The organism is Bacteroides sp. AF32-8BH, from assembly GCF_003435205.1.
In the GTDB taxonomy this organism is placed as follows: Bacteria; Bacteroidota; Bacteroidia; order Bacteroidales; family Bacteroidaceae; genus Bacteroides; species Bacteroides ovatus.
Map to the genome: position 1 here is coordinate 20,457 of NZ_QVLZ01000018.1, position 19,693 is coordinate 40,149.

Annotated in this window: 25 protein-coding genes; 17 read left to right on the top strand and 8 right to left on the bottom strand. The window is 51.0% G+C overall.

The window, feature by feature from the left end:
* The first annotated feature begins 234 nt into the window (after positions 1 to 234).
* Positions 235 to 936, top strand: coding sequence for a DUF6088 family protein (locus DWZ47_RS14105; protein WP_004309978.1), 702 nt, complete (start codon positions 235 to 237; stop codon positions 934 to 936).
* Positions 937 to 945: 9 nt separating this feature from the next.
* Positions 946 to 1,962, top strand: a complete 1,017-nt coding sequence (locus DWZ47_RS14110) for a nucleotidyl transferase AbiEii/AbiGii toxin family protein (protein ID WP_004309977.1) — start codon at positions 946 to 948, stop codon at positions 1,960 to 1,962.
* Positions 1,963 to 2,005: 43 nt separating this feature from the next.
* Here the strand turns inward: DWZ47_RS14110 and mobC are convergent, their stop codons facing one another.
* The 4 genes from mobC to DWZ47_RS14130 all read right to left on the bottom strand — a co-directional run bounded on the left by mobC (position 2,006) and on the right by DWZ47_RS14130 (position 6,054).
* A complete protein-coding gene (gene mobC, locus DWZ47_RS14115) occupies positions 2,006 to 4,015 on the bottom strand; it encodes a conjugal transfer protein MobC (protein WP_007478174.1) in 2,010 nt (669 codons plus the stop codon).
* A gap of 18 nt (positions 4,016 to 4,033) precedes the next feature.
* A complete protein-coding gene (gene mobB / locus DWZ47_RS14120) occupies positions 4,034 to 5,302 on the bottom strand; it encodes a conjugal transfer protein MobB (RefSeq protein ID WP_117513567.1) in 1,269 nt (422 codons plus the stop codon).
* Entirely contained in the window at positions 5,287 to 5,709 is a 423-nt protein-coding gene (gene mobA, locus DWZ47_RS14125; protein WP_004309974.1) for a conjugal transfer protein MobA, read from the bottom strand. The genes mobB and mobA overlap by 16 nt, the downstream gene beginning before the upstream one ends.
* 135 nt (positions 5,710 to 5,844) lie before the next feature.
* Positions 5,845 to 6,054 carry a hypothetical protein gene (locus DWZ47_RS14130; RefSeq protein ID WP_007754151.1) on the bottom strand — a complete coding sequence of 70 codons (210 nt, stop codon included), beginning with the start codon at positions 6,052 to 6,054 and terminating at the stop codon, positions 5,845 to 5,847.
* A gap of 216 nt (positions 6,055 to 6,270) precedes the next feature.
* Here DWZ47_RS14130 and DWZ47_RS14135 point away from each other — a divergent pair, with 216 nt between their 5' ends.
* From DWZ47_RS14135 to DWZ47_RS14205, 15 genes are all read left to right on the top strand, one after another.
* Positions 6,271 to 7,053, top strand: a complete 783-nt coding sequence (locus DWZ47_RS14135) for a ParA family protein (RefSeq protein WP_028728951.1) — start codon at positions 6,271 to 6,273, stop codon at positions 7,051 to 7,053.
* 1 nt (position 7,054) lies between these two features.
* On the top strand, positions 7,055 to 7,483 hold the full coding sequence (locus DWZ47_RS14140) for a DUF3408 domain-containing protein (protein WP_007478184.1): 429 nt from the start codon (positions 7,055 to 7,057) through the stop codon (positions 7,481 to 7,483).
* 2 nt (positions 7,484 to 7,485) lie between these two features.
* A complete protein-coding gene (locus DWZ47_RS14145) occupies positions 7,486 to 8,115 on the top strand; it encodes a hypothetical protein (protein WP_007478186.1) in 630 nt (209 codons plus the stop codon).
* A 170-nt stretch (positions 8,116 to 8,285) separates the two neighbouring features.
* On the top strand, positions 8,286 to 8,582 hold the full coding sequence (locus tag DWZ47_RS14150; protein WP_032581307.1) for a DUF4134 domain-containing protein: 297 nt from the start codon (positions 8,286 to 8,288) through the stop codon (positions 8,580 to 8,582).
* 10 nt (positions 8,583 to 8,592) lie between these two features.
* Positions 8,593 to 8,955 (top strand): DUF4133 domain-containing protein, encoded by a 363-nt coding sequence (locus DWZ47_RS14155; RefSeq protein WP_007566699.1) that lies wholly within the window; start codon positions 8,593 to 8,595, stop codon positions 8,953 to 8,955.
* Positions 8,952 to 11,465 (top strand): TraG family conjugative transposon ATPase, encoded by a 2,514-nt coding sequence (locus DWZ47_RS14160; protein ID WP_007566701.1) that lies wholly within the window; start codon positions 8,952 to 8,954, stop codon positions 11,463 to 11,465. The genes DWZ47_RS14155 and DWZ47_RS14160 overlap by 4 nt, the downstream gene beginning before the upstream one ends.
* Before the next feature lie 11 nt (positions 11,466 to 11,476).
* Positions 11,477 to 12,103, top strand: a complete 627-nt coding sequence (locus DWZ47_RS14165) for a DUF4141 domain-containing protein (RefSeq protein ID WP_007566703.1) — start codon at positions 11,477 to 11,479, stop codon at positions 12,101 to 12,103.
* A gap of 19 nt (positions 12,104 to 12,122) precedes the next feature.
* Complete coding sequence (gene traJ, locus DWZ47_RS14170; protein WP_028728967.1) at positions 12,123 to 13,118, top strand: conjugative transposon protein TraJ; 996 nt, start codon at positions 12,123 to 12,125, stop codon at positions 13,116 to 13,118.
* Positions 13,119 to 13,138: 20 nt separating this feature from the next.
* A complete protein-coding gene (traK, locus tag DWZ47_RS14175; protein WP_004325451.1) occupies positions 13,139 to 13,762 on the top strand; it encodes a conjugative transposon protein TraK in 624 nt (207 codons plus the stop codon).
* A 4-nt stretch (positions 13,763 to 13,766) separates the two neighbouring features.
* On the top strand, positions 13,767 to 14,063 hold the full coding sequence (locus DWZ47_RS14180) for a TraL conjugative transposon family protein (RefSeq protein WP_007754134.1): 297 nt from the start codon (positions 13,767 to 13,769) through the stop codon (positions 14,061 to 14,063).
* Positions 14,041 to 15,354, top strand: a complete 1,314-nt coding sequence (gene traM / locus DWZ47_RS14185) for a conjugative transposon protein TraM (RefSeq protein ID WP_007754131.1) — start codon at positions 14,041 to 14,043, stop codon at positions 15,352 to 15,354. Before DWZ47_RS14180 ends, traM begins: the two co-directional genes overlap by 23 nt.
* A gap of 33 nt (positions 15,355 to 15,387) precedes the next feature.
* Positions 15,388 to 16,323 (top strand): conjugative transposon protein TraN, encoded by a 936-nt coding sequence (gene traN, locus DWZ47_RS14190; RefSeq protein ID WP_007754128.1) that lies wholly within the window; start codon positions 15,388 to 15,390, stop codon positions 16,321 to 16,323.
* A 3-nt stretch (positions 16,324 to 16,326) separates the two neighbouring features.
* Positions 16,327 to 16,908, top strand: a complete 582-nt coding sequence (locus DWZ47_RS14195) for a conjugal transfer protein TraO (RefSeq protein WP_007754126.1) — start codon at positions 16,327 to 16,329, stop codon at positions 16,906 to 16,908.
* A 13-nt stretch (positions 16,909 to 16,921) separates the two neighbouring features.
* The gene (locus DWZ47_RS14200) at positions 16,922 to 17,380 is read left to right on the top strand and encodes a DUF3872 domain-containing protein (protein ID WP_007754124.1); all 459 of its coding nucleotides are present in this window, start codon (positions 16,922 to 16,924) and stop codon (positions 17,378 to 17,380) included.
* A 12-nt stretch (positions 17,381 to 17,392) separates the two neighbouring features.
* The gene (locus DWZ47_RS14205; RefSeq protein WP_007754121.1) at positions 17,393 to 17,713 is read left to right on the top strand and encodes a hypothetical protein; all 321 of its coding nucleotides are present in this window, start codon (positions 17,393 to 17,395) and stop codon (positions 17,711 to 17,713) included.
* Positions 17,714 to 17,916: 203 nt separating this feature from the next.
* Here DWZ47_RS14205 and DWZ47_RS14210 read toward each other — a convergent pair whose 3' ends face one another.
* From DWZ47_RS14210 to DWZ47_RS14225, 4 genes are read right to left on the bottom strand one after another with little or no spacing between them, the layout of a single operon-like run.
* A complete protein-coding gene (locus DWZ47_RS14210; RefSeq protein ID WP_028728958.1) occupies positions 17,917 to 18,399 on the bottom strand; it encodes a DUF6956 domain-containing protein in 483 nt (160 codons plus the stop codon).
* 11 nt (positions 18,400 to 18,410) lie between these two features.
* Positions 18,411 to 18,632: a DUF3873 domain-containing protein gene (locus DWZ47_RS14215; RefSeq protein WP_007754116.1), complete on the bottom strand. Its 222-nt coding sequence runs from the start codon at positions 18,630 to 18,632 to the stop codon at positions 18,411 to 18,413.
* Between the two features lie 22 nt (positions 18,633 to 18,654).
* Positions 18,655 to 18,867 (bottom strand): hypothetical protein, encoded by a 213-nt coding sequence (locus tag DWZ47_RS14220; protein WP_007754115.1) that lies wholly within the window; start codon positions 18,865 to 18,867, stop codon positions 18,655 to 18,657.
* Positions 18,868 to 18,919: 52 nt separating this feature from the next.
* Positions 18,920 to 19,453 carry an antirestriction protein ArdA gene (locus DWZ47_RS14225; RefSeq protein ID WP_007754113.1) on the bottom strand — a complete coding sequence of 178 codons (534 nt, stop codon included), beginning with the start codon at positions 19,451 to 19,453 and terminating at the stop codon, positions 18,920 to 18,922.
* Positions 19,454 to 19,693 lie beyond the last annotated feature (240 nt).

Here is a 19,693-nt window from a genome sequence, read left to right on the forward strand (position 1 = left end):
TGTATATATTGTTTTCGGCTTATAATCAACAGTTTTACAAAAATCGCATTATACTTGTGAGCCATTTGTGAAGCGTTTATGAAGCGTATGGCAAGCCTTTGATTGAGTTTCCGTTATTCTCCTATTATCAGGTGACACGACAAAAAGAAAACATCTTCGGCAAAATCTTTGTTATGTTTTTGCAGGTGATTACATAATATACTATCTTTGCATATAGAAACAAAGGACATAAATATGGCTTCATTCAGAAAAGAGATACTTGGGCAGATTGAACGGATAGATACCGGGCGTATATTCACGTTCCGGGATTTATCGTTTGAAACGGAAAAGACCGCCAATGTTGCGGTGCTACTTTCCGAACAGAGCCGCAAAGGGGTACTGGTACGGGTTGAAAAGGGGGCGTACTACCGTCCCAAGAAATCAGTGCTGGGGCTGGGAAAGCTGCCTGTCTATCAGGATGAACAGTTCCGCTACCTGACTGAAAAACTGAACGGCTATATCACGGGGGCTTACATCTATAACAAAATGGGGCTGACCGAACAGGTAGCCACAACCATAACGATAGCCACTCCTAACCCGGTTCGCCGTTTCCGTTTCAAGAACTTGGATATAGAGTGCGTGAAAGCCTACTGCATGGTCTATCCGGATGAAAGCCTTGTCCCGTACTTGCGGCTGCTCGATGCGATAAAGGACATGAAGCGCATACCCGGAACAACCGGGCAGGACATCTACAACCGGGTCAAAAGCCAATATTTCAACGGGTACAGCCTGCCGGAACTGGAAAAAATCGTATCTTTGGCGAAAAGTTACCCGCCACGTGTCAGAAAGGTGGTGGCGGATATACTGGGCGACATCAGACAAACCGTATTGCAAACGGAAATGGCAAAGACCATTCTTCCCACGACACGGTTCAACTTGGATTATAAAACAGCATAGGACAGAAATATGAATTTACATTCGGACAAGGAAGCGTTCAAGGAAATCATCGCACTGGCGGCTGACCATTTCGGCTACGAGCAGTCGCACGTGGAAAAGGATTACTGGGTATCGAAGATACTGCGGGATATTTCCATGTCCGAATATGCGGATAAGACCTACTTCAAAGGCGGAACTTCACTTTCCAAAGCCTACGGGCTGATAGAACGTTTCTCGGAAGATTTGGACTTGTTCGTGTTCACGGGTGATAAAGGTGCGTCCAAGCAGGCAGAAAAGACATTGAACAAGAAACTTTCCAAATACATAGCCGAACTCAATAGTGACATATACAAGGAAGATTTGTCGGAAACGGGCGGTAATTACCGTAAACTGTATTTCTCGTATGACAATGTATTTCAAGGCGTGGGACTGAAAGAACATTTGGAAGTAGAGATAAAATCCTGTGACCTGCCGGACAAAAAACTGATGTTCTACCCGGCGGACAAGCGGGTTATCAAACCGATTGTGACCGCCTTTCTTGAAAGCATCGGGCAAGAGGAACTGATAAGCACCTACGGGCTGGAAAGTTTTGAAACGCAGTGTATCAACCCCCGAAAGACTATCTGCGACAAGGTTTCAAGGCTGGTAAAGCTGTCTTACAATGAGGATGCAGCCGCACTGTTGGCAAAGCATATCCGTGACGTTTACGACTTGTCGGCACTCTACCACAATCAGGAATATAACGATTACCTACATTCGGAAGATTTCTTGGATGCCATGTACCGGGTGACGATAGAGGACGGACTAAATAAAAACTCCCGTTCGCACTTGTCGCTGGCTGATGCACCGATATTCAAGGATGCCGAAGCGGTCATGGCGTTACCCGAAGTGGCTACGGCGTACACTACCGATTTGAAGAAACTGACTTTCGACAAAAGCAAGATGCCGCCGATAGGCAAGGCTGTGGAAGCATTGAAGAACCTGCACGAAATATTAGTGCGTTTTGAAGCCTACCGCACCAAAAAGCAAAATGAAGAACAACCGTAAAGCTACATCGGCTGTTCTTCACTCCATACATTATTATATATAGCTATTCTTCCTCCTTAATCAAGTGGCATAACTCCGGGTCGTTCTTAATCCGGGTTATCTCGTCCTCGACTATCTGCCTGACTTCCTGACGGATGCGGTCATAGTTGGCTTGTATCTCCTCCTGCATCCGGTCGTTGCCGTCCTTGTCGGTGAAGTCGATAATCTGCGGCAACTTCACGTAATGGGCGGTTTCCCGCTTCACCTTTTCGTTGTCCACCACGATTTCGCAGTGGAAAATCTTCTGCTCTATCCGTTCATCGAAGTTGTCCGCCACAGCACCCACGAACATACCTTGCGTGAGGTTGGATATTTTGCTGGCGGGTATCAGGCTGTCCATTTGGGTGCTTATCGAGGTGGATTTTTCCCGTTGGTTTATCGTCATGCTCTGCCGTTTCTGCAACACCTTTCCGAAACGCTCGGAAAGGATTTTCGCCGTTTCACCGACTACTTGACCGCTGAACACGTTACCCACAGTATTTTGGATAACCCGGCTTTCCTTGTCCCCGTAATCACGGGTAAGCTGGCTGTAATCCTGAAAGCCTAACAGAACCGCAACCTTGTTGCTTCGGGCGGTGGCAATCAAATTATCCAACCCCCGAAAATATATAGTTGGTAATTCATCTATTATCACCGAACTTTTAAGCTGACCTTTCTTGTTTATCAGCTTCACGATACGGGAATTATATAATCCCAGTGCTGCCGAGTAGATATTTTGGCGGTCAGGATTGTTGCCGACAACCAGTATTTTAGGCTCTTTCGGGTTGTTGATGTCAAGTGAAAAATCATCGCCCGTCATTACCCAGTAAAGGGCGGGTGAAATCATCCTTGAAAGCGGGATTTTTGCACTGGCAATCTGCCCCTGCAACTGTTCAACTGCCGAACTTTCCCAAGCGTCCACGAACGGGGAAAGGTAATTTTCCAGTTCGGGATAACTGCGCAAAATCGTGAATACATCAGCGTATTTCTTGTTCAACAGTTCTATGGCATGGGGAAACGTGCAATACCTGCCGCCTTGATAGATGCGCAAATACCAAATAATGGCTGCAAGCAGGATAATCGGGCTTTCCACGAAGAAGTCGCCCTGCTTGCTTATCCAGCTTCGATTGAGGTTAAGCATAATCGTGTAGCTGGCTTCATAAGCATCCGCAATGTCCGACATGAAGCTGGCGTTTATAGGGTTACATCGGTGGCTCTTGCGTGGGTCGTCAAAGTTGATAACGTAAAATTTCGGCTTGACCTTGTAGCCGTCCAAGTGGTTAAGCAAATGATTGTAAGCGATTTCCGAAAGGTCAGGAAACTTATAATCATACAGGTAGAGCGCAAAACCTTTCTCGATTTGCTGTTTTATGTAATTATTTACTACTGCGTATGACTTCCCGCTGCCCGGCGTTCCTAACACGATGCTCGCACGAAAAACGTTTACAACGTTAATATAGCCATTGTTCCACTTCTTCTTATAGTAGAACCGGGTAGGCAGATTTACAGAATACTCGTTCTCGATAAGCCTTGTTTCCTGCTGGAAACTTTCGTTCTCGGTATTAAAGACATCATCCATGAGGTTGTTTTTCAATAACCGGGACATCCACGTACCCGCCATGAGCATACAGATATAGCCCGCCGACAGCGTGGCGATATAAAACACAGTGTCCGCCGTATGTGGCAGCGGAAGTTCCAGCAGCCACCAGTTCAGGAAAAACAACACGACACCCGCCGCAAGGCTGCAATGTATCTTCGCCCACGTTATCTTTTCCTCTTTCACGCCCTTAGTGCCGATACACGACAGGGCGAGGAACACCACCGAAAATAGTTTTGTCCATAAGATAGACGAGAACAGCCCGGTGGTGCGCTGGAAGTTCCACAGTATCTTGTCTATCACCTCAAACGTCACTCCCCATTCTTTCAGGGTGGAGTAACAGAACCAGTACACGTTTATTCCCACGAATAGAATACTGACAGCCCGCATAAAGTCCATGACCCTTGCAAGCCCTCTCAAATCATCTTCCTGTTGCATGATTGTAATGTTTTTAAGTTAGTTGATGCGCCTTGTGCGCTTCTTTTTCTTCTTTCTCTTTTGGCGGTCGGTGTCCTGCGGCTCGTCACCGCCTGATGCACCGCCGCCCAGCAAACCGCCGAAAGCACCCAGCACGGAAGCCATGCCCGAAACGATGTCGGCTTTCGGCGTGAAGCCCGGCTGTTCCTGATGCGTGGGCTGGTCTTGCTGCGGTGCTGCCACTTCGGACTGGTGTATCTTTCCGGTTTCGCCCGAAAAACGTTCGTTGAACACGTTCGCCGAATACTCCTTACCCAAGCGTGAACCGTTCAGCACCACCCGGCTGTCGTGGTCGATGAACGTAACGCCATAGATGCGCCCGTTGTCGTTCTGACGGAATACCACATCAATGCCCTGCTTCTTTAGCTGTCGTTCCAGTTCCTTGCGGCTGCGGGCGGTCTGCATGGCAGTGGCTACAATCTTCCGGGTGCGCTCTTTCAGTTTCCCGTTCCTGATTGCTTCGCCCGATTTCTCCATTCTGCGCTGCACCGCTTCATAACCTACCGACTTGCCGATGCGGGAAGCCTTTACCGGGTTGCCCACCTTTTCGCCCTTGTCGTTCATGGCGGAATAGACAATGCCCTGATAGGGCTTGCCGTTTATCTCGCCTTTGACTTCCTCGGCGCACACGTTGTAAGCGGCAAGCAAAGCCTTGTACTCCCCGAACGACTGGAAGCGGTAGCCATAGCAAGCCGCTTTCACGGTGTTGCCGATTTGGTGCTTCACGTCCCCGGCGGCATAGTCCACCTTTTTAAGTTCGGGGCGTTCGGCACGTTCCTTTCGTTCTGCCGGGTGCAGGTTGTATTTCTGCTCCAGTTCACGGGTGATTTGCTTGCTGCGCCGATGCTCGAACTTGTCATTCAGCGGCTTGCCGTTCTCGTCCACCCGCAACCCCACGATGTGGATATGGTGGCGGTCGATGTCGGTATGCTTGTACACCAGATAAGGCTGGTCGCCATAGCCCAACTTCCGCATATACTCTTTGGCGATGTCGGAAAGCTGCCGGTCGGTCAGCACGTCTTCCGGGTGCGGGTTTATGGAAATATGAAGTATCGGCTTCTTGGTGGATAGCTGGACGGGCATCTGCATTTCAAAGCTGCGCATACACTCGCCGATAGAGAAATTCCCGTCCTCGCCCAACAGCATCCGGTTGGAGAAAAGCACCTTTGCTTCCCCGCTGTCCACCTTGTTTTGGTTGTATGCCAGTGCGCCGAACATATTGCCGCCCGTGCTTATTTTGGCAACCATAGTTCCCTGCACTCGTTTGTCAGGTCGATAACCTGACGGTTCAACACAGCCAGTTCGGTGGTCGCTTTCTCCAGTTTATAGAGAAAAGCCAGTGCCTTTTTCTCCGAAAAGTTACTATTCAGAGCCTTTACCACTTGGTTGTAATTGACCGCAACCGCCCGGAACTGGGCATAAAATTCGGTCAGCCGGGCGCAATATTCTACTGCCGATTTGTCCACTTTCACCACCCGGAACGGCTCGCCGAACAGCCGGGCGGCGATGAAACGGGACTTGCTCGTGACGCCCGACTGCTCCCATTGCGAGAGGAAGCGGGCATTCTCCCGGTCGTTCAGGTAAAGGACATGGCGATGCTTCGCCGGGTCTGCGAGGGCGGGGCGACCGCCCTTGTTGGTTCTTCTTGTTTCCATGCTTCTTTGGATTAAAAAATTACGACTTCGGAGTGATTTTTACCCCCGACAGGGGCAAGGCGTTTTCAGGCACGGAAAACGGTTCTATGTGCCATAGAACACACCTTGCTATTTTCTGACGAAAATCGAAATCCGTCACGGACGGATTGGGGTTAGCGTGGAACGGTAAGCCCAGCCATTCACCAGCCCTGTTTTACACCTGCGCCCCCTGCGGTTCGTTACTCCGCTGCAAAGTAACGGTGATTTATAATGCTGTAAAATAGGTGGTTGGTGGACAAAACGGGACAGCGCAGGACAAATCGGGACAAGGTTTTCAGGGGACGTTTTTTCTCCCTTTTTTTGCATCGGATTTCAATATTGAAAGCAAGATTGAAAGAAATATTCCAATCAGGAAAGAATGATTGAAAGCAGGATTTCAATAAAACATGATTGCAGGATTTCAATATTTCAAGAAAGAATGAAAGCAGGAAAACAAGATTGAAATAAAACAGTCTTTCAATATTTCAAGATTGCAATATGGAAAGAATGATTGAAAGCAATAAACAAATCTATCAACCAATAATGAACGGAAGCAATATGGAAAACGAGAAAACACCCCTTTATGTCGCCTTTTCCACACAAAAGGGCGGGGTCGGCAAAACCACCTTTACCGTGCTGGCGGCGAGTTACCTATACTACCTCAAAGGCTACAATGTGGCGGTGGTCGATTGCGACTACCCCCAGCACTCCATTGCCGGGATGCGCAAGCGGGATGCCGAGCAGGTCGGGGCGGATGAAGATTACAAGCGCATGGCGTATGAACAGTTCACCCGGCTGGGGAAGAAAGCCTACCCGGTACTGTGCAGTTCGCCCGAAAAGGCGATTGCAACGGCTGACGGATATATAGCCGCCGGACACGTGCCGGATATAGTGTTTTTCGACCTGCCCGGCACGGTGAACAGCGAGGGCGTGATAAACTCCCTTGCGGGCATGGACTACATTTTCACCCCCATTTCAGCCGACAAGGTGGTGCTGGAAAGCAGCCTGTCGTTCGCAATGGCTATCCAAAAGCTATTAGTGAAGAATGAAGCCTGCCGACTTGCAGGGCTGTACCTCTTTTGGAACATGGTGGACGGTAGGGAGAAAACAGACCTTTACACCGCCTACGACAAGACCATTAAGGAACTGGAACTGCCGCTGATGAAAACCTTTATCCCCGATACCAAACGCTACAAAAAGGAACTGGTGGCGGATAAAAAGGCGGTGTTCCGCTCCACGCTCTTTCCCGCCAGCCGCCCGTTGGTAAGGGGAAGCAACTTGGAAGAACTGATAACCGAAATAGTGTACTACATCAAATTAAAATGATATGGCAAAGCAAAGCGGCGGGATGCCGAAGATAGACGAGGATTTTATGCGGGAACTTATCTCGCAGGGTGTACCCGCCAAGCGGGAGAGCCAGCCGGATGATGAACCGCAGCCCGGCAGCGAAACGGAAACCGCCCACGAGGGACGGCAGGCTGAAACAGTGCAAGTAGAGAAACCGACACCCCGCAAGCGCAAGGGCGGTTCGGGCGACTACCGGGAAACCTACTTTCAGAAAGTGGAACTGGCAGACCGACAGCCCTTGTACGTGAGCCGAACCACGCATGAGAAGCTGATGCGTATCGTGACGGTGATAGGCGGGCGAAAGGTGACGGTAAGCAGCTACGTGGAAAACATTCTGCTGCGCCACTTCGAGCAGTACCAAGACGAGATAAACACCCTGTACGAAAGCCACTTCCAAAAGCCTGTCTGACTATGGTAATCTATTGCATACTTACCGGGCTTTTGGTGTACTACATCGCCCTGTGGCTGTGGTATCGCTACACGGACAGCCGGACATCACCGGGCAAAACGGATGATGCGCCGCTTCCACGAAACGGGGTTTCAGGCTACACGCTGATAGGTGAAAGCCGATACAAGAGCGGACAATTTCAGACAGCGCAGGACAAATCGGGACACCTCCCGCAAGCGGCTGAAAATGATACTATTTTTGCGCCGCAGGCTGACGGACTGCCGGAAGAAACGCCCGGTTACGAGAATGACGAACCCGACTACGAGGACGAGGAAATAGCCGGGTACATGGACGGTGACGATGATACCGGGCGGGCTACGGGCGTGAGCTTTGACGAACTGGGCGAAGCGGTACGCACGGCGAACGCCGACAACCCCACCGAAACGGAACAGCGGCAAGCCGCCGGGACACTGGCAAGGATTGAGGGGACGAACCTCTACGATGCGGTGGTGGAGAACATCAACGGCGGGCTGGCAAAGGTGGCGGAACTGCTGGGACGCAACGAAGCGGAACTGGCTGCGGCTGCTGTCCCTGCCGAAGCTGGCAATAAAAGCAAGGAACACGAAGCGTTCGACATGAACGATTTCCTATAATATAATAATGTATAAGCCTGACAGCATGAAACAGCGTGATTACGGTTGATTGGCAACCTGAAAACCAAACAGACAAACGGGACTATCCCCGACCACTAAAATTTCAAATTATTCACCAGCCGGGAAAGGCGGACTATCCACCCGCCGCCCGGCATTAAAAACAAATCACAATGAGAAAGAAAATCTTCTTGTCGGCGGCTATACTTGCCGCCGTGGTAAGTGCCTACGCACAAGGAAACGGGCAGGCGGGCATCACCGAAGCCACGAACCTAATCACCGGGTATTTCGACCCCGGAACAAAACTGGTGTACGCAATCGGGGCGGTCTGCGGCTTGATTGGCGGGGGAAAAGTATATAACAAGTTTTCAAGCGGCGACCCCGACACCTCAAAGACCGCCGCCAGTTGGTTCGGGGCGTGCATCTTCCTGATTGTAGCCGCCACTATCCTGCGCTCGTTCTTCCTCTAAACCTGCGGCTATGTCTGACGAGTTGTTGAGGGCTAAGCCCGAAAAATATCAGGTAAACAGGGGTATCGGGAAGCCCGTGGAGTTCAAGGGGCTGAAAAGCCAGTACCTCTTTATCTTTTGCGGCGGCTTGCTCGCCGTCTTCGTGGTGTTCATCGTCCTGTTCATGGCGGGCGTGAACCAGTGGCTATGTATCGGTTTCATCGTGTCGGCTTCGCTGCTGCTCGTGTGGCAGACGTTCCGGCTCAACGCCAAGTACGGCACGCACGGGCTGATGAAAGCCGCCGCACGCAAACGGCATCCACGCTTCATTATCAGCCGAAAGGCGATACCCCGATTATTCACCTACAAAAAAAGAAAGGAAGAAAGACCATGAGAAATATGTTAAAGGCTACCACGCTGGAAAGGAAATTCCCCCTTTTGGCGGTGGAGAACGGCTGCATCATTTCAAAGGATGCGGACATAACGGTGGCTTTCAGGGTGGAACTGCCCGAACTGTTCACCGTCACCAGTGCCGAGTACGAAGCCATACATTCGGCATGGTACAAGGCAATCAAGGTGCTGCCCGACTACTCCATAGTACACAAGCAGGACTTCTTCATCAAGGAGAACTACCAGCCCGACACGGAAAGGGACGAGCTTAGTTTTTTAAGCCGCTCCTTTGAACGGCACTTCAATGAACGCCCGTTCCTGAACCATTACTGCTACCTGTTCCTGACAAAGACGACAAGGGAGAGAAGCCGCCGACAGAGCGACTTCTCCACCCTATGCCGGGGCAGGATTGTACCGCAGGAGATAGCCGACAAGGAAGCGGCGGCAAAGTTCATCGAAGCGGTCGGGCAGTTTGAAAGGATTATGAACGACAGCGGGTTTGTCACCCTTACCCGGCTGGCGGCATCGGAAATCACCGGGCAGGACGGAAAGGCGGGCATCATCGAGAAATACTTCTCGCTATCGCAGACAGATACCACCTGCCTGAAAGACATCGGGCTGTACCCGGAAGAAATGCGTGTCGGGGACGACATACTGTGCCTGCACACGCTTTCGGACGTGGAAGATTTGCCCGGAAAGGTCGGGACGGACACACGGTTTGAGAAGCTGTCCACTGACCGGAGCGACTGCCGACTGTCATTCGCCGCCCCGGTGGGCGTGCTGTTGTCGTGCAACCACGTCTATAACCAGTTCATCTTCATAGACGACCACGCCGAAAACCTGAAGAACTTCGAGCAGACCGCCCGGAACATGCAATCGCTCTCCCGTTATTCCCGTGCCAACCAAGTGAACAAGGAATGGATAGACGAGTACCTGAACGAAGCGCACAGCAAGGGGCTTGTATCGGTGCGCTGCCACTGCAACGTCATGGCATGGAGTGACGACCGGGAAGAACTCAAACGCATACGCAACGATGTGGGAAGCCAGCTTGCGCTAATGGAGTGCAAGCCACGCCACAACACGGTCGATACGCCCACGCTCTTTTGGGCGGGCATACCCGGAAACGAAGCGGACTTCCCCGCAGAGGAAAGTTTCTACACGTTCTTGGGGCAGGCTCTCTGCCTGTTCGTGGAAGAAACGAACTACAAGAGTTCGCTTTCGCCGTTCGGCATCAAAATGGTGGACAGGGTGAGCGGTCGCCCGCTGCATATCGACATATCGGATTTGCCCATGAAGAAAGGCATCACGACCAACCGCAACAAGTTCATACTTGGGCCGAGCGGGTCGGGTAAGTCTTTCTTTACCAACCACATGGTGCGTCAGTATTACGAGCAGGGGGCGCACGTGCTGCTGGTAGATACGGGTAACAGTTACTTGGGGCTGTCCCAGCTTATCCACAACCGCACGCACGGCGAGGACGGGATTTATTTCACCTACACCAACGAGAACCCGATAGCGTTCAACCCGTTCTATGTCGAGGACGGGGTATTCGACATAGAGAAGAAAGAGAGCATCAAGACCCTTATACTCACCCTGTGGAAGCGGGATGATGAAGCCCCGAAGCGGTCGGAAGAAGTGGCGTTGTCAAACGCCGTGAGTGCCTATATCGAACTGACAGGCAAAGACCGTTCGGTAACGCCCTGCTTCAACACGTTCTACGAGTTTGTCCGGGATGATTACCGCCGACAGCTTGAACAGAAGAACGTCAGGGAAAAGGATTTTGACATAAACAATTTCCTGAACGTGCTTGAACCGTACTATCGTGGCGGTGAGTACGACTACCTGCTGAACTCCGACAAGGAACTGGATTTGTTGCACAAACGCTTCATTGTCTTTGAGTTGGACAACATCAAAGACCACAAGATTTTATTCCCGGTAACGACTATCATCATCATGGAAGCCTTTATAAACAAGATGCGCAAGTTAAAGGGAATAAGGAAGTTAATACTAATCGAGGAAGCGTGGAAAGCGATTGCATCGGCGAACATGGCGGACTATATCCGCTACCTCTACAAAACCGTCCGAAAATATTTCGGGGAAGCGATTGTAGTCACGCAAGAGATTGAGGATATTATTTCTTCCCCTATCGTGAAAGAGAGTATCATCAATAACTCGGACTGCAAAATCCTGTTAGACCAAAGAAAATATCTCAACAAGTTTGACAGCATACAGAACCTCTTGGGACTGACCGACAAGGAGCGTTCGCAGATATTGTCTATCAACATGGCGAACCACCCCGGACGGAAGTACAAGGAAGTTTTCTTCTCGCTGGGCGGCACGCAGTCGGCGGTGTACGCCACAGAAGTTTCATTGGAAGAATATTACACCTTCACGACAGAGGAAAGCGAGAAAATGGAACTGTTCGCACTTGCCGACAAGCTGGGCGGCAACCTTGAACTGGCTATCAAGAGGCTTGCAGAAAGCAAACGTAATCCCCAATCATCAACAACTTAAAAATCAGGAACATGAAAAGAACAATTCTCCTTATGGCGGTATGCCTTTGCTTCATCGGCAACGCATCCGCACAGTGGGTGGTGTCAGACCCCGGCAATTTGGCACAGGGCATCATCAACACCACCAAGCAGATAGTGCAGACTTCCACCACAGCCAAAAACACGCTGGACGGCTTCATGGAAGCGCAGAAGATTTTCCAGCAGGGAAAAGTCTATTACGATGCGCTCAAAGCGGTACACGACGTTGTCAAGGGCGGCATCAAGGTGAAGAAGTCCATTGAACTGGTGGCGGAAATATCCGAAATCTACGTGCGAAACTACCAGAACATGCTGGCTGACCCGAACTACACGCCGGATGAACTCACCGCCATTTCAGCCGGGTATGCCAAGCTGCTCTCCGAAAGTGCGGACGTGTTGCAGGACTTGAAGAATGTAGTGAACGTGACGGGTATGTCGCTGACGGATGCCGAAAGGCTGGCGGTAATCAACAACGCCTACAAAAGCCTGCTCAACTACCGCAACCTCGTGAACTACTACACCCGAAAGAACATATCCGTGTCCTACCTGCGGGCAAAGAAGAAGAACGACACAGACCGGGTGCTGGCTCTTTACGGCTCGGCGGATGAACGCTACTGGTAACATATAAATCGGTATGCCTATGTTATTAGCAGCGGTGGATTTTGACAACCTGCACCAAGTGTTGCGGGTGCTGTACGATGAAATGATGCCCTTGTGCAGCAACATGACGGGGGTAGCCAAAGGAATAGCCGGGCTGGGTGCGCTGTTCTATGTAGCCGCCAAAGTGTGGCAGTCGCTCGCACGTGCCGAACCCATAGACGTGTACCCGCTCCTGCGTCCCTTTGCGCTGGGGCTGTGCATCATGTTCTTTCCCACGTTCGTGCTGGGGACTATCAACACGGTATTGTCGCCAGTGGTGAAAGGGTGCAACCAACTTATGGAAACGCAGACTTTCGACATGAACGAATACCGGGCACAGAAAGACCGACTGGAATATGAAGCCCTGATGCGTAGCCCCGAAACGGCTTACCTCGCTTCGGACGAGGAATTTGACAGGCAACTGGAAGAACTGGGCTGGTCGCCCTCCGATATGGTAACTATGACGGGTATGTATATGGACAGGGCGGCGTACAATATAAAGAAGTCCGTCCGGGACTGGTTCAGGGAACTGCTGGAAATGCTCTTTCAGGCGGCGGGGCTGATTATAGACACGCTGCGCACGTTCTTCCTAATCGTGTTAAGCATACTGGGTCCGCTGGCGTTTGCGATTTCCGTCTATGACGGTTTCCAAAGCACGCTGACCCAGTGGATTTCACGCTATATATCCATTTACCTGTGGCTACCCGTGTCGGACTTGTTCAGCAGCGTGCTGGCACGCATACAAACCCTGATGCTACAAAAAGACATCGAGCAGCTTTCAGACCCGAATTTCATTCCTGACGGGAGCAGCACCGTGTATGTAATCTTTATGATTATCGGCATCGTGGGCTACTTCACCATTCCAACGGTGGCAAGCTGGATAGTGTCGGCTGGCGGTACGTCTGCCTATAACCGCAACGTGGCACGGGCTGGGTCAATCGCCGGGGCGGCGGTCGGTGCGGCAAGCGGGAAAGTAACCGGGAAACTACTCAAATAACCAACATCAATATTTAGTATATGGAATTTAAGTCATTAACGAACATCGAAACGAGTTTCCGGCAAATCAGGCTCTTTGCGCTGGTATTCATCTGCCTGTGCGCACTGGTGACGGGCTTTGCCGTGTGGAACTCGTACAGCTTCGCCGAAAAGCAGCGGCAGAAGATATACGTCCTCGACAACGGCAAAAGCCTGATGCTGGCACTCTCGCAGGACATGGCGCAGAACAGACCCGTGGAAGCCAAGTCGCACGTGCGGCGTTTCCACGAACTTTTCTTCACGCTCTCACCCGACAAGGGGGCTATCGAAAGCAACATCAAACGCTCGCTGTTCCTCGCCGACAAGACCGCTTTCAACTATTACAAGGACTTGGCGGAAAAGGGCTACTACAACCGGGTGATTTCCGGAAACGTCACGCAGACGGTGGAGATTGACAGCGTGAAGTGCGACTTCGACCAGTACCCCTACAAGGTGAACACGTATGCCCGCCAGTTGATTGTCCGGGAAAGCAGCCTGACGGTGCGAAGCCTTGTGACCTCGTGCCGCCTGCTCAACGCCACACGGAGCGACAACAACCCGCACGGCTTCATCATCGAAGCGTTCACCATTACCGAGAACAAGGATTTGCAGACCATTAAGAGATAGCCTTATGGAAAGAAAACGAAACTACATCGGAAAGGTGCGGGACTGGGCGGACGACCGCCTGCGCCGAATGTGCGGACGGATTACGCCGGGCAAAAGGCTGGCGGTTATCCTCGTGATGTTCTTCTTCCTTGGCGGCTTGTCTATCTACATTACCGTTTCATCAATCTACAACATCGGGAAGCGGGACGGCAGGCGGCTGCAAATAGAACACATCAGGCAACTGCCGTTGCACGGCAACGACACAACCAAAAGTATCAACCCCTTAAACAGACCGCAATATGGAAGAAGTACAGAAGAATGAGAACGGCACGACCGTACCGCAGGCGGACGGGAAGCCGAAAAAGGAAGATAAACCCAAACGGGAACTTACCCCGCAGCAGGTGCAGCAGCGCAGGAAAATGATAGTCTTCCCGCTGATGTTCCTTGCCTTTGCCGGGTGCATGTACCTGATATTCGCACCCTCCGGCAAAGAGGACGTGAACGTGGAAAGCGTGGGCGGCTTCAACGCCGACATACCCCTGCCCGCAGAGGACGGGATTATAGCCGACAAGCAAAAGGCTTACGAACAGGCGATGATAAGCCGCAGGCAGCAGGAGAAGATACAGTCCTTGCAGGACTTCGGTTTCACCGGGAACGATGAAGCGGAAGAACCGCAAGCGGAAATCGACCTGATGCCGGAAGAGGATGCGAAGCCCCAAAGGGGCGGCGGTGCTTCTTCGGCATACGCTTACCGGGACATCAACCGCCAGTTAAGCACGTTCTATGAAACTCCGGCGGTGGACGAGGAAAAAGAGGACTTGAAGCGGCAGGTAGCGGAACTGACCGATAGGCTGCAACAACAGAACGCCACACCCACCGCTGACGACCAAATGGCACTCTTGGAAAAGTCCTACGAGCTGGCGGCAAAGTACATGAACGGCGGGCAGGGACAAGTCGCACAAGTCCCGGTAACGGGCGACATTGACCGCAAGCCGGATGCGGTGGCGGTGCAGGCTGTCAGGGAAACGACCGTTTCGGGATTGCGGCAGCCCATGAGCGATGCCGACTTCATCCGGGCTTACAGCCAGCCACGAAACTACGGCTTCAACACGGCAGTAGGCACGGGGTACGCTATGGGAAAGAACACGGTAGCCGCCTGCATCCACCAAGACCAAACCCTGACGGACGGGCAGGCGGTGAAACTACGGCTGCTCGAACCCATGCAGGCGGGGAACATAGTCGTGCCGAAGAATACCCTCGTGGCGGGGACGGCAAAGGTGCAGGGCGAGCGGCTTGACATACTGGTGTCCTCGATTGAGTACGCTGGCAACATCATCCCGGTGGAACTCGCCGTGTTCGACACGGACGGGCAAAAGGGGCTGTCCGTCCCGTCCTCTATGGAGCAGGAAGCGTTCAACGAAGCTATGGCGAATATCGGAAGCGGGCTGGGTACAAGCATTTCCTTTGCCCAAAGTGCCGGGCAGCAGGTGGCTATGGACGTGACAAGGGGATTGCTGCAAGGAACGTCCGGCTACCTCGCCAAGAAGTTCCGAACCGTGAAAGTGAAGCTGAAAGCCGGGTACAGGGTGATGCTTTACGCCAAACAACAATAACCATTTTATCAACCGTTAAAATTTCAATTAGCAATGAAACAGATTTTTGTAATGTTCGCCCTCTTGCTGGGCGTGTGTGCGGCAAACGCACAAACCACTGACACCGTGAAGTATGCGGCTGGCAACGACTTGTACCGGGGGATTACCCGGAAACTCCCGTACCGCCAAATGGTTACGCCCTACGGCGTGGAAGTGACCTTTGCCAAGACGGTGCATATCATCTTCCCCGCCGCCGTCCGCTATGTCGATTTGGGAAGCAACCATATCATAGCGGGTAAGGCGGACGGTGCGGAGAACGTAATCAGGGTGAAAGCCACGACAGAGGGCTTTCCGGGAGAAACGAACTTCTCCGTTATCTGCGAGGACGGCAGTTTCTTTTCGTTCAACGCCAAGTACGCCCGTGAACCGGAAATGCTCAACATCGAAATGAAAGACTTCTTGGAGAATGAAGATACGTCCGACTTCTCACATACCCGGATGAACATCTATTTCCGGGAACTGGGGAATGAAAGCCCGCTATTGGTGAAACTGATAATGCAGAGCATCTACAAGAACAATGACCGGAAAGTGCGCCACTTGGGTAGCAAGCGTTTCGGCATACAGTTCTTAATCAAGGGGATTTACACCTATAACGGGATGCTCTATGTACACACGCAGACAAAGAACAGTTCCAACGTGCCTTTCGATACCGACTTCATCAAGTTTAAGATAACCGATAAGAAAGTACCCAAGCGCACGGCTATTCAGGAAACGGTGCTGGATGCGGTACGTAGCTACAACGAGGTGATAGAGATTGCAGGAAAAAGTACCGTGCGCACGGTGTACGCCCTGCCGAAGTTCACCATTCCTGACGACAAGCTGCTGGTCGTGGAACTCTACGAGAAGAACGGCGGGCGGCATCAGACCATACGGGTGGAGAACGCCGACATCGTGAACGCAGAAGTGATTGACGAACTAAAAATCAAATAGGGAATGAAAAGACACATCTTTATAATGATGCTCTTTGCGCTGTGCCTGACCTCGTTTCAGGCACATGCGCAAAGATACCTGCCGGGCATGAAAGGCTTGCAAGTCACGGCGGGCATGGCGGACGGGGTGCATTGGAACTCCGACACGGATTTTGCCTACCACATCGGGGCGGCGTACAGCGTTTACACCAAGAACGCCAACCGCTGGGTGATTGGCGGCGAATACCTGCACAAGAAGTATGACTACAAGGATATGCAGATACCCGTAGAACAGTTCACCGCAGAGGGCGGCTATTACCTGAAATTCCTATCGGACAGGCGAAAGACTTTTTTCCTTTCATTGGGATTGTCGGCTCTCGCCGGGTACGAAACAAGCAACCGAAGCGAAAAGCTGCTGCCGGACGGCTCTACCTTGCTGGATAAGGATTGCTTCATCTACGGCGGTGCGCTGACGCTGGAACTGGAAGCCTACCTGACCGACCGGATAGCCTTGCTTGTCAGTGCAAGGGAACGGGCGTTGTTCGGCTCGGACATAGGCAAGTTCCACACGCAGGTATCTTTGGGACTGAAATTCATTATCAACTGACCGCTATATAATAATGTATATGAAGAATGTAATGTATAAAATCATCATGGGCTGCTACATCGTGGCCGCCCTCGTGCTTGTCACCGCCTGTAATGACAACTTGGATATTCAGCAGGCGTACCCGTTCAGCATCGAAACACTGCCAGTACCCAAAAGGCTGAAAGTCGGGGAAACCGCCGAAATACGCTGCCGACTGGTGCGTGGCGGCTATTACCAGCCGACTACCTATCAGATAAGGTATTTCCAGCCGGACGGCAAAGGGAAGCTGGAAATGGATAACGGCACGGTGTTCCTGCCCAATGACCTCTACCCGCTGGAGAAAGAAACGTTCTGGCTCTACTACACCTCGGCATCGACCGACCAGCAGACGATTGACATTTATATCATCGACAGCTTCGGGCAGATGCAGCAACTTACACTATCATTCAATAATGACAACAGCGAAGAAGAAACGGAAACAATAACCCCCTAATAATAAAACGACATGGTAAAAATAGAATTGGATATAGAAGGCATCTCGTGGTACATAGAAACCACGTTGGAAACAGATACAGTTCCGGCAGTAGGTGACATCATCATTATGGACAAGGACTGTATTTCCGAACGTGACAGTGCTGAATTATGGAAAACGCCGTCCAATCAGGTTTTCAAATGGGCGGACGAAGAAGATGATGCGCCTGTAATGGAATGGTTCGATTGCGACACGGAAATGCTTGTCAATAAACGGACATGGAAATATGACATCGAGGAAGAAGAAACCGTGTGCATACTTGGTGTAAAATTTATTCACTATGAGGATTTATAGTTGCGACATTCGTTTTTATCATCCTCTTGGGAAACCGGGTATGGAATGATACGCAAAGCGTAAATATCGGGCAGACATCCCGCCGGGAAGCATCGGCGGGATGTTTCCATGATAGGGAAAACGAAAGGCTTCTTTGTTACTTTCTTCACCCGCTGGCAGGCTCACGGAAGAAAGTAACGGCGGCAAGCAGCCGCCGTTTTCTATCAACTGGTTTTAAGGCTCTTTATGGACGTGTATTTCTCTAACCACACCTTTACCTGCTCCATGTTATATTCGCCCGTGATGATTGCCGTATGGTCGTCTATAGCTACAAACCGGACACTTTCATAGCTGTTTACCCAGCCTTGCAGGGAACAGACACCCCACGTTGCAACATCTTCAAAAACACTGCGGTCTATCCGGCTGATTGGTTCGCCGAAAACTACCGTCATTATCTGAAAGTCCGGTTTATCCTCCAACAGTTGCAAATGGTGCAGCGTGCCGAACTCGTCTATTTTGCGCCCCCACGCCCACACATCATTATACAAATCATCGCCCCACTGGTGCGGGTGGTCGAAACGGACTTTTACCTCTATGGTGTGTTCGTTTTCTTCTGTGTCCTCGATAACGCCCGTTACCATTAAGCCCGTAAAAATGCACTCGCAACGCCTGCCGATAAGCTCCTTGTTTACTTCTGTTGTTTTCATGTCCCTAAAATTTACTTGTTTATTACTCCGTTCTTCTTCGCTATCCATTCGTCACGCCTGCGGCGGCACTCGTCCAGCGTTTTGGCTACCGTGCTGAAAAGTTCGCCGTCCGTGTGGCGGTAGTCATATTGATAATAAATTTGTCCCCTGAAAGCCCCTAAACAGCATTTCACGAACTTTTCTTCTCCCGGTGTTTGGGTAATGCTTACCCCGTTTTTGTTAAGTGACTGCATGATGTTCTATTTTTTTTAATGGTTATAATATCAGTAAAGAAAGCAACAGCAGGAAAAGCAGAGCCACGCCCAGCGCATAAAGGGCTGAAAGGCAGACCCGGAGCAGGAAACGGGCGGCACAAAACACGATATACGCCGTTATCGCCGTGCCTGCTCCGGCTACGCTGGTAAACCGCCATGCAAGGCAGAGCAGCAACACCCGCCAAAGGATTTTATAAATGCTTTTCCGTTTCATCGCTTGGTCGTTTTTAACGGGCAGGGCTTTGACACCCCGCCCGGATTGGTTGTTATGCCGCACGGAACACAAAACCGTCATCAAACCAGTAATCGCACATAAAAAGGTCACGGGCGAACTTTTCATAATCGAAATAGGTCTTTGCGAACTCCGGCAGGTCGTAGCATTCCTCGATAATTTCATAGGCGAAATCTTCTTCATCGTCATATTGACCCAGATACTCGTCCCGGAAATCACGTACAAGGTCGTCCGCATCTTCCTCGCCCAAATCATGGCTTTTATAGTTGCACCACACGAAAAAGGCTTCCTGCTCGGTGTCGCTCAAATCCTCCACCGCATCACGCAGGGCGAAGAAGTTTTCAGAAATCCAGCTTTCGCCGATTAAGCCCTCCGGCACGTTCTCCCAGTCCTGAAACATGTATTCCGCATCTTCCTCGTCCTTGTGAAGTTCCCGGCAGGCTTCATAAAATTCTTCCTTGTCCGAATAGTCCGAAAGGTCGAGCCATGCGCCGGACAATGAACCGTTGTTGTACTTGGCATAAGTGCCTACATAAACTTTTGCTTCCGATAATACCTTTGCTTCCATATTGCTGTAATTTTTTAAGTTTTTAATTTTATGCGGATTTGAGAGGTGAGGGAGTTGAAGTTTCACTGAATTTTTTTCCTGTTTCCCGTAAATCCGACTTTTTTTTTATGCGTCTTCCGGTCGGGTCGGTCGTTTTCGTTTCACATAGGCGTAAAAGGGTAGTGTTTAGAGTTTGCAAGGTTTTGGGCAAAAAATACCTCGCAAGGCAGGGAAGATTTTTTCGCCAAACCGGAACGGCTC